This window comes from Bacillus sp. MZGC1, from assembly GCF_002998605.1.
In the GTDB taxonomy this organism is placed as follows: domain Bacteria; phylum Bacillota; class Bacilli; order Bacillales; family Bacillaceae; genus Bacillus.
Genome location: NZ_PVRE01000001.1, coordinates 251682 through 266390 on the forward strand (window position 1 = coordinate 251682; position 14709 = coordinate 266390).

At 41.4% G+C, this 14709-nt stretch carries 19 protein-coding genes; 10 read left to right on the forward strand and 9 right to left on the reverse strand.

Annotation, left to right across the window (positions count from 1 at the left end; translation table 11 throughout):
* Window positions 1-18 precede the first annotated feature (18 nt).
* Window positions 19-1104 (reverse strand): Rap family tetratricopeptide repeat protein, encoded by a 1086-nt coding sequence (locus tag C6Y06_RS01195; RefSeq protein WP_106036399.1) that lies wholly within the window; start codon window positions 1102-1104, stop codon window positions 19-21.
* Window positions 1105-1632: 528 nt separating this feature from the next.
* On the opposite strand from C6Y06_RS01195, the gene C6Y06_RS01205 reads away from it, so the two are divergent.
* The 3 genes from C6Y06_RS01205 (at window position 1633) to C6Y06_RS01215 (ending at window position 3836) form a co-directional block, all read left to right on the forward strand.
* Window positions 1633-2397 carry a transporter substrate-binding domain-containing protein gene (locus tag C6Y06_RS01205; protein WP_034660424.1) on the forward strand — a complete coding sequence of 255 codons (765 nt, stop codon included), beginning with the start codon at window positions 1633-1635 and terminating at the stop codon, window positions 2395-2397.
* A gap of 69 nt (window positions 2398-2466) precedes the next feature.
* Complete coding sequence (locus C6Y06_RS01210; protein ID WP_003215015.1) at window positions 2467-3111, forward strand: amino acid ABC transporter permease; 645 nt, start codon at window positions 2467-2469, stop codon at window positions 3109-3111.
* A complete protein-coding gene (locus C6Y06_RS01215) occupies window positions 3108-3836 on the forward strand; it encodes an amino acid ABC transporter ATP-binding protein (protein ID WP_060597561.1) in 729 nt (242 codons plus the stop codon). Before C6Y06_RS01210 ends, C6Y06_RS01215 begins: the two co-directional genes overlap by 4 nt.
* Before the next feature lie 110 nt (window positions 3837-3946).
* On the opposite strand, the gene glxA is transcribed toward C6Y06_RS01215, so the two are convergent.
* On the reverse strand, window positions 3947-4330 hold the full coding sequence (glxA, locus tag C6Y06_RS01220) for a glyoxalase GlxA (protein WP_034660421.1): 384 nt from the start codon (window positions 4328-4330) through the stop codon (window positions 3947-3949).
* Window positions 4331-4448: 118 nt separating this feature from the next.
* On the opposite strand from glxA, the gene C6Y06_RS01225 reads away from it, so the two are divergent.
* On the forward strand, window positions 4449-5630 hold the full coding sequence (locus tag C6Y06_RS01225; RefSeq protein WP_106036400.1) for a class I SAM-dependent rRNA methyltransferase: 1182 nt from the start codon (window positions 4449-4451) through the stop codon (window positions 5628-5630).
* A 35-nt stretch (window positions 5631-5665) separates the two neighbouring features.
* Here C6Y06_RS01225 and C6Y06_RS01230 read toward each other — a convergent pair whose 3' ends face one another.
* Both C6Y06_RS01230 and C6Y06_RS01235 read right to left on the reverse strand, forming a co-directional pair.
* Complete coding sequence (locus C6Y06_RS01230; protein WP_034660418.1) at window positions 5666-6346, reverse strand: CidB/LrgB family autolysis modulator; 681 nt, start codon at window positions 6344-6346, stop codon at window positions 5666-5668.
* A complete protein-coding gene (locus C6Y06_RS01235) occupies window positions 6340-6723 on the reverse strand; it encodes a CidA/LrgA family holin-like protein (RefSeq protein ID WP_012011691.1) in 384 nt (127 codons plus the stop codon). Before C6Y06_RS01235 ends, C6Y06_RS01230 begins: the two co-directional genes overlap by 7 nt.
* A gap of 165 nt (window positions 6724-6888) precedes the next feature.
* On the opposite strand from C6Y06_RS01235, the gene cidR reads away from it, so the two are divergent.
* The 4 genes from cidR (at window position 6889) to C6Y06_RS01255 (ending at window position 9782) form a co-directional block, all read left to right on the forward strand.
* The gene (gene cidR, locus C6Y06_RS01240; protein WP_003214744.1) at window positions 6889-7776 is read left to right on the forward strand and encodes a cidABC operon transcriptional activator CidR; all 888 of its coding nucleotides are present in this window, start codon (window positions 6889-6891) and stop codon (window positions 7774-7776) included.
* 17 nt (window positions 7777-7793) lie between these two features.
* A complete protein-coding gene (gene thiM, locus C6Y06_RS01245) occupies window positions 7794-8618 on the forward strand; it encodes a hydroxyethylthiazole kinase (protein ID WP_106036401.1) in 825 nt (274 codons plus the stop codon).
* Window positions 8605-9273, forward strand: coding sequence for a thiamine phosphate synthase (gene thiE, locus C6Y06_RS01250; RefSeq protein ID WP_106036402.1), 669 nt, complete (start codon window positions 8605-8607; stop codon window positions 9271-9273). The genes thiM and thiE overlap by 14 nt, the downstream gene beginning before the upstream one ends.
* 134 nt (window positions 9274-9407) lie before the next feature.
* Window positions 9408-9782: a nuclear transport factor 2 family protein gene (locus tag C6Y06_RS01255; protein WP_060597556.1), complete on the forward strand. Its 375-nt coding sequence runs from the start codon at window positions 9408-9410 to the stop codon at window positions 9780-9782.
* Between the two features lie 26 nt (window positions 9783-9808).
* Here C6Y06_RS01255 and C6Y06_RS01260 read toward each other — a convergent pair whose 3' ends face one another.
* From C6Y06_RS01260 to C6Y06_RS01280, 5 genes are all read right to left on the reverse strand, one after another.
* Window positions 9809-11350, reverse strand: coding sequence for a solute symporter family protein (locus C6Y06_RS01260; protein WP_106030654.1), 1542 nt, complete (start codon window positions 11348-11350; stop codon window positions 9809-9811).
* Window positions 11347-11661 (reverse strand): DUF485 domain-containing protein, encoded by a 315-nt coding sequence (locus C6Y06_RS01265; RefSeq protein ID WP_106036403.1) that lies wholly within the window; start codon window positions 11659-11661, stop codon window positions 11347-11349. Before C6Y06_RS01265 ends, C6Y06_RS01260 begins: the two co-directional genes overlap by 4 nt.
* Before the next feature lie 107 nt (window positions 11662-11768).
* Window positions 11769-12440, reverse strand: a complete 672-nt coding sequence (locus C6Y06_RS01270; RefSeq protein ID WP_106036404.1) for a glycosyltransferase family protein — start codon at window positions 12438-12440, stop codon at window positions 11769-11771.
* Window positions 12433-13122: a class I SAM-dependent methyltransferase gene (locus C6Y06_RS01275; protein WP_106036405.1), complete on the reverse strand. Its 690-nt coding sequence runs from the start codon at window positions 13120-13122 to the stop codon at window positions 12433-12435. The genes C6Y06_RS01270 and C6Y06_RS01275 overlap by 8 nt, the downstream gene beginning before the upstream one ends.
* A gap of 301 nt (window positions 13123-13423) precedes the next feature.
* Window positions 13424-13564 (reverse strand): anti-repressor SinI family protein, encoded by a 141-nt coding sequence (locus C6Y06_RS01280; protein ID WP_008345506.1) that lies wholly within the window; start codon window positions 13562-13564, stop codon window positions 13424-13426.
* Between the two features lie 456 nt (window positions 13565-14020).
* Here C6Y06_RS01280 and C6Y06_RS01285 point away from each other — a divergent pair, with 456 nt between their 5' ends.
* Both C6Y06_RS01285 and C6Y06_RS01290 read left to right on the forward strand, forming a co-directional pair.
* Window positions 14021-14404, forward strand: a complete 384-nt coding sequence (locus tag C6Y06_RS01285; protein WP_012011676.1) for a GtrA family protein — start codon at window positions 14021-14023, stop codon at window positions 14402-14404.
* Window positions 14405-14431: 27 nt separating this feature from the next.
* Window positions 14432-14689 carry a hypothetical protein gene (locus C6Y06_RS01290; RefSeq protein ID WP_003215318.1) on the forward strand — a complete coding sequence of 86 codons (258 nt, stop codon included), beginning with the start codon at window positions 14432-14434 and terminating at the stop codon, window positions 14687-14689.
* The last annotated feature ends 20 nt before the right edge of the window (window positions 14690-14709 follow it).

Here is a 14709-nt window from a genome sequence, read left to right on the forward strand (position 1 = left end):
ATACATCACTCCATATTTTTAACAAGTTTTTAAGGACAACGCCTTGTTCCAGAAATAAGTGGATTCTTCATGAAGTCCAAGATCCGTTAAGTAAGCAGCTGCATCCTGACAGATGGCTTCAAGATCGACAAGGAAATTCATAGATTCTAATTGATCACAATAAGATTTGATTTGCTCCATCATGTTGTCTGGCTGAAGCATAAGTGTTTCTAAAATGGATAATTTAAGTGAAATGTTTCGTTGTTTTAAATTTTCTGCTTTTTGTAGTGAAAGCTGTACATAATAGTGGAACAAACCAGGCTTTTTCAGCTTGAACAGTGCTTTTGTATAGACATACATGGCAAGTAAGTAGCCGCCTGGAGAAGACGTTTCAAATGTCTCGATCAATAAAGCTTTTTCTAGGAGCGGCACAGCTTCACTGTATTCATTTCTAAGACTTTTAATAAAAGCTGCATTGCAATACGCGTGACCAAGTAAATCTGGGTCTTCCATTTGTTCTAGTGAATGAATCACTTCTTCAAATAATGACTCTGCCTCATCATATTTCGATTGATCAGCATAATTCAAAGCGAGCATCATTTGACAGCTGATTGATTTTTTCACATAACATGGATCTGCGTCATAAATAGATGAAGCCATCTTTAAGTGGTGTATGGAGAGAAGCGTGGACCTTATATTATAGTAAAGACACCCTGTTTTATAATGAAATTCTGCTTTTTCAATGTCATCGTGCACGAGATCTAATTTATCCTCGGCCAATTTTAAAAGGTGAAATGCCGTATCCTGATTGCCTCTGCGCATTTCATACATCCCTTTAAAGAAATAGAAATAGTAACTGAGCATGTCATCTGTACGGATCGCATTTTCATCAACAAAAAGACTATGATCCAACGAAGCTGTATCTTCGATGAGATCCTTAAAACGGTACTCTAGCAATTGATAGTAAAGTAAGACGTCTTGATTCTCTTCCATTCGATCAAACGCTTGAAGAATCTCTTCTTTTAGCTGGATCGCACCTTGTATTTCTCTTTTTTTCATCATGACATACCAGTCATTTAACATATTCGCTACATCAACGGACGACAAAACACCTGTTTCGGCCAATTTATATCCTCCTTTCTTCATCTATCCATCTAGTTCGATGTCCATTCATCTGAATTCACTTTCCATATTCAGTATCTTCTTATATTTTAAGCGCTCTCTTGCAATTTGTAAAACATGTTTTTTGATGTAAATTCAACCAGTTGTGAAAGAAATAGGGATCATCCATCTTTTTGTATGCGTTTACATATTTTTAGGTAAAAAGAGGGTTTTGGAAAAAATATATTACGATATCAATAGAGAGAAGAAGGTAATTCAAGAGTCTGTTTTCGTATGTTAGAAAAAACGGAGATTTTCAAGGTGATGTCTCGTTTTTTCGTAAGATTATCTCACATCATGATTGTGAATCACTCTTCTTTTAGAATAAAATGAGTTATTCGCAAAAAAGTAAAATTTAAAGAGACTATTGATCTAGTATTGTATGGATCTTTGGTATTGATAAAAAATATCACACGCTATAGATTTAGCGTGGTATAGTATTATTGGTATTGCGAATATTTAGACAAAACTGACAATAGGGGGTCGTGTTTTATGAAAAAATCGATGTTACTGATCATGGGACTCATTGTTGTGCTCGTCATGGCAGCCTGTGGATCAAAATCGGACAGCGGTTCGGGAGAAGGCAAAGGCACATATAAAATAGGGATAGATACAACATATCCGCCGTTTGAATTTGAAAAGGGCGGTAAATATGAAGGAATAGACGTTGATCTGATTAACGCAATCGCGAAAGACCAAGACTTCAAAGTGAAACTTGAAGCTATGGACTTCTCAGGCATTATTCCAGCAATGCAGGCAGGCCAGCTTGATGTAGGAATGGGCGGGATGAGTATTACAGATGAGCGTAAGAAGAAGGTAGATTTCTCAGATCCATACTTCGACGCTGGACTGACAGTTGTTGTGAAAAAGGACAGCAGCATCAAATCAATTGATGATTTAAAGGGGAAAAAGCTAGCTGTTAAAAATGGGACGACAGGTGCAAAATTTGCATCAGATAACGCAGATAAATATGGGTATGAAGTGGTTCAATTTAATGACAGCCCATCGATGTTCCAAGAAGTTTCAAACGGAAATGCAGATGCCTTAATAGAGGATTATCCTGTCATTACGTATGCAATCGCACAACAAGATTTAAAATTGAAAACAGTTGGAGACCGATTGAATGGAGACCAGTATGGTATTTCTGTGATGAAGGGGAAAAACCAAGACCTATTGAAAAAGATCAATAAAGGTCTAGAGAACCTAAAGAAAAACGGTGAATATGACAAAATTATTGATAAATATTTGAAGTCATAACACAAGCGAGGCGCGCTCCGAGCGCGCTTTCTTTATGTGGCACCGTATGTGAATTAGGGAGGGAGAAACATGGACACGATTATTAATGCATTTCCATATTTAATGGATGGTTTGCAAACCACTTTATATATCTTTGTTGTTGCCATCATTTTAGGATTTATCATCGGTTTGATTGTGGCATTATTCCGTCTGTCACCTTTTAAAATCTTAAACTTCATCGCACTTGTCTTTGTCAATGCCATTCGAGGCACACCATTTATCGTACAGCTATTCTTCATTTACTTTGGTTTGAATACACTTGAATTCATATCGCTTGATCGAGTGCCGGCAGGGATTATTACAGTAGCGATTAATGCAGGGGCTTATTTCTCAGAAATTATTCGTGCAGGAATTCAGTCCATTGATAAAGGACAAACAGAAGCTGCACGTTCCTTAGGTTTTACAGGGGGACAAAACATGCGCTTTATCGTCCTTCCGCAGGCATTCCGCCGCATGCTTCCAGCGATTACAAACCAAGCCATCATCAGCTTGAAGGACACGTCTCTCTTATCGATTATCGGAATCGCCGATATTATGCAGCGGGGACAAGTACAAGCATCGGCAACATTTGATCCTTTGAATGTCTGGCTCATTGTCGGTATCATTTATTTCGTGATCATTTATTTACTTTCTCTACTGGCTAGCTACGCAGAAAGGAGATTTGATATCAAATGAGTATGATTACGGTGAAAAATTTAAAGAAATCCTTTGGCGATCACGAAGTGTTAAAGGACATTAATGCAGTCATCGAGGAAAAGGAAGTAGTGTGTGTGATTGGTCCTTCTGGATCAGGCAAAAGCACGTTTCTAAGATGTCTCAATAAATTAGAAGATATTACGGCTGGCGAAGTCGTTGTCCACGGACATACGATTACAGATCCAAAGGTGAATATCAATAAAGTACGACAAGAAGTGGGGATGGTGTTTCAGCACTTTAATTTATTTCCTCATAAAACCGTTTTAGAAAACATCACGATCGCACCGATGAAGGTAAAAGGCGCCGACAAGAAGGCGGCAGTCGATAAAGCAATAGACCTGCTTGAAAAGGTCGGCTTAAAAGACAAAGCCAAAAGCTACCCTAACCAATTATCTGGTGGACAAAAACAGCGTGTCGCCATTGCAAGAGCCTTGGCAATGGACCCGAAAGTGTTATTATTCGATGAACCGACATCTGCTCTTGACCCTGAAGTCGTCGGGGATGTATTAGCAGTTATGAAACAATTAGCCGTCGAAGGCATGACAATGATTGTGGTCACACATGAAATGGGCTTTGCGAGAGAGGTAGGAGACCGCGTGCTCTTTATGGATGGCGGATATATTGTCGAAGAAGACAAACCGGAGGCTCTCTTTGGAAACCCGCAGCATGAGCGGACAAAATCATTTCTTAGTAAGGTGTTATAAAAAAAGAGTAAGGGCATATGGATGCTCTTACTCTTTTTCTTTTATGGAGCCTAAGAAATATCGCAGTTTATATGATGATAAAGGTAACTGGCCCCATTTCCTAGGAAATATTAGCGCTGGAAGAATTCGATCCATTCTTGGTCTGGGCCTCTGAAAAAGAAGTAGCAGTATCCATTTGGTAACGTCGTAATTTCTTCATCAATTAATTCAATTTGCAGCTTTTGAATACGATTGAATTCAGCATGAATATTGTCTGTTGTAAAGGCAAGATGATGGACCTTTCCTTCAGATGGCAGGTCGCTGCTGTACCCTTGGATGAGCTCAATTTCCGTTTCTGTCTCATCTTTAAAACCGAGAAATGCAAGCTCAATGACTCCGTTTGTATGAGTGATGCGATCCTTTAATTTCATGCCCACGACCTTTTCATAAAAATCAATGGACTGATCAATATTTGTGACCATAATACCTGTATGATCTAATCGTAATGTCGTCAAAAAAAGAGCCTCCTCTATGGTGTGTTGATATTTTTCTCCTCATCTTATCATAATAGGAGTAACGTATACATTCATATGATAGGATAGAGAGAGTCAATTTAGGATAAGGATGACACAAATGAAAAAAATCTCATTAAAACAAACATTTGCAGAACAAGTGAAAAAGGGATATCCGCTCATTTCCAAAGATGCTGTATCTCATGTAAGCGGTGTGAAAGAAGGCGAGCTGATTGAATGGGTGGATGAGCGAGGCGCCTTTTTAGGAAAAGGATATTATGGTGTACAAAATAAAGGAATCGGCTGGGTAATCACATTTGATGCCAACGAAAAAATAGACCAAGCCTTTTTTGTCTCCAAGCTTGAGCAGGCAGCGAAAAGCAGAACGCATTTATTTCGTGATGCGCAGACGACTGCTTTCCGTGTGTTCAACGGAGAGGGTGATGGAATTGGCGGCTTCACGATTGATCATTATGACGGTTTCTATCTCATCCAATGGTATAGCGAAGGAGTCTATACATTAAAGGCGGAAGTATTGGCTGCACTTGAGCAAGTATATCCAGACTATAAAGGCATTTATGAAAAGAAACGATTTGATACGTCTGGACAGTATATAGAAGATGATGATTTTGTGAAGGGAGAGAAAGGTGAATTTCCTCTCATCGTGAAAGAAAATGGCATGAACGTAGCGGTTTACTTAAATGATGGTGCGATGACAGGCATTTTTCTTGATCAACGTCATGTGAGAAAAGCGATTCGAGATCGTTATGCAAAAGGAAAGAGCGTGCTTAATACATTTTCTTACACAGGCGCTTTCTCCGTGGCAGCAGCGCTTGGCGGAGCGAGCCGGACGACAAGTGTAGATGTCGCAAACCGCAGTTTGAAAAAAACAGCTGAACAGTTTGAAGTCAACGATATAGATGTGGACGGGCAGGATATGAAAGTCATGGACGTCTTTAAATATTTTCCGTTTGCTGCGAAAAAAGGATGGACTTATGATCTTGTCATCTTAGACCCGCCATCCTTTGCACGCACGAAAAAGCACACATTCAGTGCGGCGAAGGATTATAAGAAGCTATTAAAAGAAGCCATCCAAATCACAGCTGAGAACGGCGTCATTGTGGCATCAACGAATAGCAGTGCATTTGGTATGAAGAAATTCAAAGGATTTATTGCGCAGGCCTTTAAAGAATCAGGGCAAACCTATCGTATCCTTGAAGAATATACACTTCCTGAGGATTTCCGTACAACGAAGAATTATCCTGAAGGAAATTATTTAAAGGTTGTCTTTATCCAAGCATAAGAAAAAGCCATTTTCCGATAAAGGAAATGGCTTTTTTATAAGGCAAACGACATGAGGAGAGGCGCTGCACATAATGTAATAATAGCTGAAAGAATCATCGACACACTTGAGATCGTCCCTGAGACGGAGCTCATTTCAAATGCCTTCGATGTTCCTGCCCCGTGTGCACCTGTTCCAAGCAGGACGCCCATGGCAATGTCATTATCAATACGGAAATAACGAATGACCATTGGACCGATGATTGACCCAAACAGTGCGGTTAAAATGACGAATACAGCCGTAACGGACGGCATGCCGCCAATCATTTCTGACACACTCATCGCCACCGGTGTTGTGACCGACCTTGGGACAAGACTTTCAATAAGGCCTGTATCCAAATGAAACAACTTGGCGATAAATGCTGTTGATAGGATCGCAATGACAGAACCACAAGCCACATTCAAAATAATTTCCACTGCATGCTTCTTCAGAATGTGAAAATACTTATATAAAGGAATGGCAAAAGCAACAGTCGCAGGCTGAAGCATATTCGTGAGCCATTTACCGCCTTGATTGTATGCATCGTAAGGAATGTTGACGATTAATAGCAAGACGACAAGGACAAGCGGCGTCACAAGTAATGGGGAGACATAGACCTTCGGATGCCGTTTATACACCGCTTTTGATCCGAGATATAAAAGAACCGTTAAGATCAGAAATAGTGCGCCAACTAACATAGCTTTTTTCGCTCCTTTCTTTTCGCAATCATTTGCGTCATGATACCAGTCGAGAGCATGACGACAAAGGTACTAAGTAAGACGACAAGGACAATACTTGTGCCAGATTGAGAAAGCAATGTTCCATAATCAATGACACCAACTGCTGACGGGATAAAGAATAGCAGCAGTTCTCCAAGCAGCCATACGGCGCCAAGTTCAATCCATTTTAATTGAATAATTTTAAAATGAAGTAATAAGAAAATGACCAGAATGCCTAAAATCGTGCCCGGAATTCTTAAATGCAAAAAGGCCGCGAGCACATTCATCAATTTCGCAAAAACAAACAAAGCCATAATCTGAAGGACAGCAATCAGCGGCGTTTTGAGCAATTTCACTTTCTGTTCACTCCTTTTTCTATATAAATTGTTCACTGTTTCACAAAAACATGACAACGTTCCAATTGATTAGCTTACTTTAAAGTGTACAGCACGTTCAGTTATAGGTAAAATACATATATCGAATAGTTAGTATTCCTTTTGTCTATAGGAAGGGTGAGTCATGTGGACATTAGACATTTAACATATTTCTTAGAAGTGGCGAGGTTAAAAAGCTTCACAAAAGCATCACAATCTCTTTATGTGTCGCAGCCTACCATTTCCAAGATGGTCAAAAATCTCGAGGATGAGCTGGGGGTGCAGTTGTTTTATCGAAATGGCCGGCAGGTTGAAATGACAGATGCTGGACAAACGATGTATACACAGGCGAGTGAAATCACACAATCATTTCAGAATTTAACGAGCGAGCTAAATGATTTAATGAATGTCAAAAAAGGACATATTCGCATCGGGCTGCCGCCGATGATTGGATCGAGTTTTTTCCCGAATGTCATGGGAGAATTCCGCCAGCAGTATCCAGATGTCACATTTCAATTGGTGGAGCACGGCTCTATTAAAGTAGAGGAAGGGGTCGAAGATGGTTCGTTAGATATTGGTGTCATTGTTCTGCCTGCAAATGATAAAATTTTTCATACGTACACCATTATTAAAGAAGACATGAAGCTCGTGACGCATCCATCACATCCGATGGCAGGTCGTGATAAGGTTGATTTAGCTGATTTAAAGGAAGAGTCTTTTATTTTCTTTCGAGAAGATTTTGTTCTGCATAGCCGGATATTGAATGAATGTATGAATGCGGGATTCCGGCCCAATGTCATTTATGAAACGTCTCAATGGGATTTCATTAGTGAGATGGTAGCCGAGAACTTGGGAATTGGTCTTCTGCCTGAGCGGATCTGCCGTGATCTTGATCCTGAAAAGGTGAAAGTCATTTCCTTAAACACGTCGATCCCGTGGCATTTAGGAGTCATTTGGCGAAAGGATCGCTATTTGTCGTTTGCGGCAAGAGAATGGTTAAAGCATACTAAATCCTATGTGTGGGGAGCAGAGTAAAAGGGAGGACGATACGGATGAAAACAAGCTGCGTGTCTCATTTATTGGAGAGGGTTCGAGCGGAAAATCCACTCGTTCATAATATCACCAATCAAGTCGTGACGAATTTTACAGCGAATGGTCTGCTTGCTTTAGGCGCTTCGCCAGTCATGGCAAATGCCAAAGAAGAAGTGGCTGAAATGGCGCAGTTGGCGGATGCACTTGTGCTCAATATCGGCACATTGACAAAGGACACGGTGGAGGCCATGGTTCTGGCTGGACAAGCTGCCAATGAAAATGGTGTACCTGTTCTATTAGATCCTGTCGGCGTCGGTGCGACAACGTTTCGAACGAAAGCGGCAAAACAGCTGTTAGAGCAAGTGAACATGACCGTTGTCAGAGGAAATGCTGCAGAAATGGCTCATTTACTTGGAGTGGATGGCTGGGAGTCAAAAGGCGTTGATGCGAAAGCAGCGAACGGAGATGTATCGGCACTAGCCAAACAAGCGGCAAGGACACTTCAGACCGTTGTGGTGATCACAGGAAAAGTCGATGTGGTGTCAGATGGAGAGGACGTGTTGTCTATTCATAATGGACATGAATGGCTCACCAAGGTGACGGGAACCGGCTGTTTACTGACGTCTGTCATCGGGGCATTTTGTGCAGTGGGTGAACGGCCTATTCATGCGTCAGCAGCTGCATTACTGTTTTATGGTGTCGCAGCTGAAAGGGCAGCTCATTACACTCAGGATAAAGGGCCAGGGACGTTTCAAATGGAATTGTTAAATTCACTCACACACACAACTGGCGATGATGTGGTGACTATGGGGAGAATAGGGGGAATTTCACATGACAAAGGCTGATCAACAGCAAATCAAACAGCAATTATCGGTTTATTTTATTATGGGAACAGCGAATACAAGCAGACCGCCGCTTGATGTCGTAAAAGAAGCCATTCAAGGCGGAATCACCATGTTTCAATTTCGAGAAAAGGGCGAGGGAGCCTTGCAAGGAGGAGAGAAGAAACAATTGGCTCGTCAACTTCAAGTGCTTTGCCAAGAAGCAAATGTTCCTTTTATTGTGAATGATGATGTACAGCTAGCGATAGACCTTAATGCAGATGGCGTTCATGTTGGACAGGAAGACACAAATGCAGAAGACGTCAGACAACGGATCGGAAATAAAATATTAGGTGTGTCTACGCATAACCTAGATGAAGTGAAACAAGCCATGAAGGACGGCGCAGATTATGTCGGCATGGGCCCAGTTTATCCAACAGAAACGAAAAAGGATACACGCAGTGTCCAAGGAGTATCTTTGATCACTGAAGTACGTCGTCATGGTCTTCATATTCCAATTGTTGGAATCGGGGGTATCACATACGACAATGCTGCACCAGTCATCCAAGCAGGGGCAGATGGTATTAGCATCATTAGCGCCATTAGCCAGAGCGCTGATCCAAAAAAAGCAGCAGAAAAATTGAAAGCACTTGTTGCATTAGAAAAAGCATCTCTTTAACCTGTAGGAGACATGGATTGACTCAATTCATGTCTTTTCTGATTTCAGGGAAAATAGACAGGTGAGAAACAATTGTGTACAATTAAATTGTTCGATTATTTTCGAAATGACAGGTAAATAAAGGAGAATGAACAATGGAAGTGCTCGATACGTATTTTCGCCGCTACGATGAAGCAGGAAAAGGACAGGAGCAAATGGATGAATTGCTAGCATTGTTTTCTGACGATGTCATGATTGTCTTAAATGGTGCCGAGAAGCCTGGCATCCAAGCGTTTACACAGTTTTTAAACACGTTTTTCCACGTGCATGAAGACATCAAGCATATGTGGGATGGATGGAAAAAAAGAGAAGACGGAAAATATGAAACGAACTGGGCTGTTTGCGGGAAACTTTCGGATGGCCGTGTCTATACAGCAGAAGGAATTGACATTGCAGAACTGGACGACAAAGGAAAGATCGTTTATTTAGAAAACGTTCCGAAAAATCCAGAGTTATTTCAGCGCTATTAAAAAGCCGGCTCGCTGCCGGCTTTTCCTTATGAATCAGTATCCATATGCATGCCTGTATGTGCCTTTACTTGAATTTCCGTAAAGGTGTCATCATCTGCTTTTTCAGAGGAGAATATCGTGCCTAAGTAAGCGGCAAGGAATCCGAGTGGGATCGAGATAATTCCAGGGTTCGACAGCGGGATGAGCGGATCTCCTGTAAAGATGGCTGTTCCCGATGGGTCCCAGACGCTTGGACTGAGCGAGACGATGATCAGTGCGCTCAACAGTCCTACTAAGCTCCCTGCAATGGCACCCGTAGAATTAAATCGTTTCCAAAAGACAGTGAAGATAATCAATGGTAAATTTGCACTTGCTGCCACGGCGAAGGCAAGTGACACAAGAAAAGCGACGTTTAAGGATTGGGCAAATAATGCAAGAATGATGGAAAGAATGGCCACGCCTATGGAAGCAAAGCGTGCCGCCTTCACCTGTTCCCGTTCACTCGCTTTCCCTTTGCGGATGATCTGACTATAAAAGTCATGGGCAAAGGCAGACGCTGCGGATAAGACGAGACCAGTTACCACTGCCAAAATGGTCGCAAAGGCAATAGCGGAAACAAAGGCAAATAATAAATCACCTCCAAGGGCTTGGGCGAGCAGAGGAGCGGCCATATTTCCTGCTGCATCTGCTGCTGTGATCGCTTCTGTTCCAACAAAGGCAGCAGCACCGAAGCCAAGGAAAACCGTCATTAAATAAAAAATGCCGATGATCCACGTAGCGGATAAAACAGATTTACGCGCAGAAATGGCATCCTTTACCGTATAAAACCGGATCAAAATGTGCGGCAAACCTGCTGTCCCAAGCACTAAAGCAAGGTTCAAAGACAGCGTCTCTAAAGGCACATCATATTTATTTCCCGGGTGAAGAAATGCCCCACCGAGCGGGGTCGCTGTTTTCATCTCCTCAAACATCTTCAGCAGACTAAAATCAAACTTTGCAAATACAAGCAGTGAAATAATCAGGGTCCCAAGCATGAGAAGCACAGCCTTTGTGATCTGTACCCAGCTGGTAGCGATCATGCCGCCAAACACGACATAAATGGTCATCAAGACACCTACGACCAGCACAGCAATCCAGTAATCAATGCCAAGAAGCAGTTTGATTAATGCACCTGCCCCAACAAGCTGTGCAATCATATAAAAAGTAGAGACTGTGATTGTGTTAAACGCGGCAACCCCTCGAATGGCAGGACGCTTAAATCGTGCAGCAATCATATCGGCCATCGTATATTTCCCTAGATTTCGAAGCGGTTCGGCCACAACGTAAAGAACGACAAGATACGCCACTAGAAAGCCAATGCTATAGAAAAAGCCGTCAAATCCATTTAACGCGATCATTCCAGCGATCCCTAAAAATGATGCGGCAGACATATAGTCCCCGGCGATGGCAAGGCCGTTCTGAAACCCAGTCAAACCTCCGCCTGCCGTGTAAAAATCGCTCGCATTGCTCGTTTTTTTCGCAGCAAAATATGTGATGACCAATGTGAGCCCTACGATCGCTATGAATAAAATAAAAGCGGTCATGCTCATTCGTCATCACCTCTTGATTTAGTTTTTAAAGCGCTTACATATTTGTCAAACTGAGCTGCTTTTCTCGCATAAAGTCCACATAATACCCAGGTCATGACAAATTGTGTGAGGGCGAATAACCAAGCCCATGAGATCGCGCCAATTGCCGGCGTGTTCAAAAAGGTGAAGTAGGATGTAGCAACCGGAAGTGAAAAGTAAAAGAGAAAAAAGAAAATCGTCATCGGTACGATAAATCTGCGTTTTTCCTCGAGAAGTTTTCGAAAATCCTCTGAAGCGGCAACCTTCTTATAATGAACTTTTTTGTCTGCCATTGTTTCCTCCTTTGTACGAATTAGGGACAAGGTACTCCAATGCATATGAGACGATCTGGTTGTTTATGACAGTATATCATAAAAAAGGCACCCGAAAAGGGTGCTTTCTACCGATAATTCGCAAGAAATGTTTGTCTCGCTTTTTCATATGTTTCTGCGTCAAAATGATCTCCGCATTTGTGGATACACCAAGGCTCTTCTTGTCTCGCAATTCCAACCTCATAGCCCTGCTGGACGAATTCAAAGGACTGCGAAACATCATAAAAATGAAAGCCATCAAAGAGATCCTCACGCCACTTCACATCATACTGCGTCGCCATGAAAAGACCATCAATCGCCGAAGCATTGATATAATCTTGCGTTTCCGCCTGTTGTTGACGACCTCTTTCAAACGAAAGCAGCTGATAGGTGTCGTGACGATATTCAATGACTTTCCCCCTGCAATGAGAACTCTCCCACCAAATCCCATTGTCAGGCACGCTTTCAGCTCCTATGACCCCAATCATCCCAAGTGATGGATGCTGTAAAAAAAGCGGGATCAGCTCAAGCAGCATATGCTGTTTGACAATCAAGGTATCTTGATGAAGATAAATTTTAAACTGAGCTGGATGGGTGATCGCTTCATTATAAGCAGAGGTCATACTGGATGCATGTCTAATCGGCAAAACCTCCACATGATATCCATGGGGAGCAGGAAGTGAAGCGAGCTGCCGAAAGCAAGCCTGAAACATCGATTCATCATTTACACATAAAACAAACAGGATGGTGGGGTTACTCATGAAACTGAACCGCCTCAACCACATACTGATAGGCGGTAGCGGCCTCGTGAAAATCTGAACGAATGCCATGCTTCATGAGTAATTCATGTAAATCACTCATCACGCTTGCATAGGAAGGATGCTTTACGCGAATGGTTTCGAGTTCGCGAATACGAAAGCCTGCTGAATGAAAGAGTGCATGAATTTCGTGAAGGGTGAAGAAACGTAAATGTGTTTGATCCATTAATCCTGCATCTGTATAAGTGAATCTGCCGGCTAGTAATTCTAAAACTGTTGATATGTGACCGATATTCGGAATGGATGACAGGATGATTCCTTCTTTTTTAAGGAAGGGTTTGACCTTCTTTAAAACGGCCCACGGATCCAATAAATGTTCAAGGACATCTCCGAAAATGATGCAGTCAAAGTGTTCATGTTCGTAAGGGAGAGTCATCTGTTCAATATTTCCGCATAGCACATGATCTAGCTCTTGCTCAGCCTCTTTTGCTGCATCCTCAAACGATTCAATTCCATAAATGGTCCGGCCCTTTTGTTTCAGGACTTTTCCAAGTTTGCCTGTGCCGCATCCGATATCCAATAAAGACGTCCATTCCTCACGAATACGGCTGACAATGACCGGGTTCACGCCATGATAATACTGATCCTTTTTTTGGTGATAATAGGAAAGGGAATCTGAACTCACGCTCTACCCACCTTTCTGCTTTCTCATTGTTTTCATGCTTAATATATGGGTGGGGAGCTTGGTTTTATAACGTGAGAATGACAATTTTCATGAATAGCGGCTATAAAGGGATCATATAAAGAACGGGAAACGGACTGTCCTCCTAATATAGAAAGACAGAACCCCATGAGTGGAAGGGATTGGTATGAAGGGGTGTTCAATTACTGTAGCGTATCGTCATGAAAGGATTTTCAAAAGGTCAATTGACAAGTCAGAACTTTTAGCCAAAGCAGTCTGAAAGACAAAGGATAACGGCGTTGATTTACGGTTTGTTTATCATCTTCTGATCACCGTTGGATGTTAAAAAAGCTTGTATTTCTTCGATGCCTAGTCCAATTTTTTTCGCTTCCTGAATCAAATAAACCCACTCTTCGTCAACTCTTCTTTTCACTTGCGTATCCATAATATCCTCCAGTTCAATAAGACATATTCATCTGCAACCAATGACTTGAACAAACCGTCTAGTAACTGTACGTGTGGATGAAAACAGCGCAAAATAGATTTTGTCGAAAAATGATGACATTTAACCTATTTTGTAAAATCTATCACCTACCACGTTCCTAAAAAAATGACTAAAAAACCCATAAATATTGATTTCTTACTTCTAATAATAAACAATTGTAAAGTCAGTTAAAAGATTATAAATTAAAATAATGAAAAAGACCTAAATCATTTGGCTTATATAAACCAATTAGGTTGACATTTGCCATCAAGTAGAACAAATTTCATCTGTGCAGGACGTACATATTGTTCGTTTGGGAAGTTCTTCTCAAGATGGTATTCTAAAAGAAACAGAAACCACCAAGAAGGAATGAAGAAAGACATGTATAGCCTTTTTCAAAAGTATCAAGAAGTTGTCATGTATCTTGTGATGGGTGTGTGTACAACCATTGTCAACATAGTCAGCTTCTACTTATTCGTTGAGATGTTTTCCATGGATTATAAAACAGCTACAGTTGTTTCATGGGTATTTGCTGTTCTCTTTGCTTATATCACCAATAAGAAGTATGTCTTCAAGCAAAAGGCTCGTGATACGAAAAGCCTTATGCGTGAGCTTTCTTCATTTTTTAGTGTTCGTCTCATGTCTCTAGGTGTAGATCTGGGGCTGATGATTTTATTTGTGAGCCAAATGGCGCTCAATGAAACCGTCGCAAAAATTCTTGTCAACTTTGTGATTGTGGTTGTGAATTATGTCGCCAGTAAATGGTTCGTCTTCAAGAAAACAAAAGAAGATGCGATTTAACACATGAAAAAAGATAGGTGATGTGAAATGAGCAGCAGGCCAGACGAATTATATGATGTCATATATCAGCAAACAGAAAAGCAGCATGAACAAGTGCTGAGGCTAGTCAAAGAAATGACCGCACATCCAGAAGCGTTTTCGGAACAAGAAAAGGAAAAGATCAACCGAATGGACATTGCGCTTCAAACGGCAACGGACATTTTAGAAAACTTAATGACACCTGACACGCAAATGACCATTGTTTTAAGACAAGGGAGAATTCATGTTGACCTGACGAAAGCGTAAAAGAAGCAGCCAATTGTGAA

Excerpts from the sequence above, each read along its gene's own strand:
- C6Y06_RS01215 (WP_060597561.1), top strand. The coding sequence starts at position 3,108 with ATGAGTATGATTACGGTGAAAAATTTAAAGAAATCCTTTGGCGATCAC.
- C6Y06_RS01280 (WP_008345506.1), bottom strand. The coding sequence starts at position 13,564 with ATGGATACGCAAGTGAAAAGAAGAGTTGACGAAGAGTGGGTTTATTTG.
- C6Y06_RS01225 (WP_106036400.1), top strand. The coding sequence starts at position 4,449 with ATGAAAAAAATCTCATTAAAACAAACATTTGCAGAACAAGTGAAAAAG.
- thiM (WP_106036401.1), top strand. The coding sequence starts at position 7,794 with ATGAAAACAAGCTGCGTGTCTCATTTATTGGAGAGGGTTCGAGCGGAA.
- C6Y06_RS01260 (WP_106030654.1), bottom strand. The coding sequence starts at position 11,350 with ATGAGCATGACCGCTTTTATTTTATTCATAGCGATCGTAGGGCTCACA.
- thiE (WP_106036402.1), top strand. The coding sequence starts at position 8,605 with ATGACAAAGGCTGATCAACAGCAAATCAAACAGCAATTATCGGTTTAT.
- C6Y06_RS01230 (WP_034660418.1), bottom strand. The coding sequence starts at position 6,346 with ATGTTAGTTGGCGCACTATTTCTGATCTTAACGGTTCTTTTATATCTC.
- C6Y06_RS01255 (WP_060597556.1), top strand. The coding sequence starts at position 9,408 with ATGGAAGTGCTCGATACGTATTTTCGCCGCTACGATGAAGCAGGAAAA.
- C6Y06_RS01290 (WP_003215318.1), top strand. The coding sequence starts at position 14,432 with ATGAGCAGCAGGCCAGACGAATTATATGATGTCATATATCAGCAAACA.
- C6Y06_RS01270 (WP_106036404.1), bottom strand. The coding sequence starts at position 12,440 with ATGAGTAACCCCACCATCCTGTTTGTTTTATGTGTAAATGATGAATCG.
- C6Y06_RS01285 (WP_012011676.1), top strand. The coding sequence starts at position 14,021 with ATGTATCTTGTGATGGGTGTGTGTACAACCATTGTCAACATAGTCAGC.
- C6Y06_RS01210 (WP_003215015.1), top strand. The coding sequence starts at position 2,467 with ATGGACACGATTATTAATGCATTTCCATATTTAATGGATGGTTTGCAA.
- C6Y06_RS01205 (WP_034660424.1), top strand. The coding sequence starts at position 1,633 with ATGAAAAAATCGATGTTACTGATCATGGGACTCATTGTTGTGCTCGTC.
- C6Y06_RS01265 (WP_106036403.1), bottom strand. The coding sequence starts at position 11,661 with ATGGCAGACAAAAAAGTTCATTATAAGAAGGTTGCCGCTTCAGAGGAT.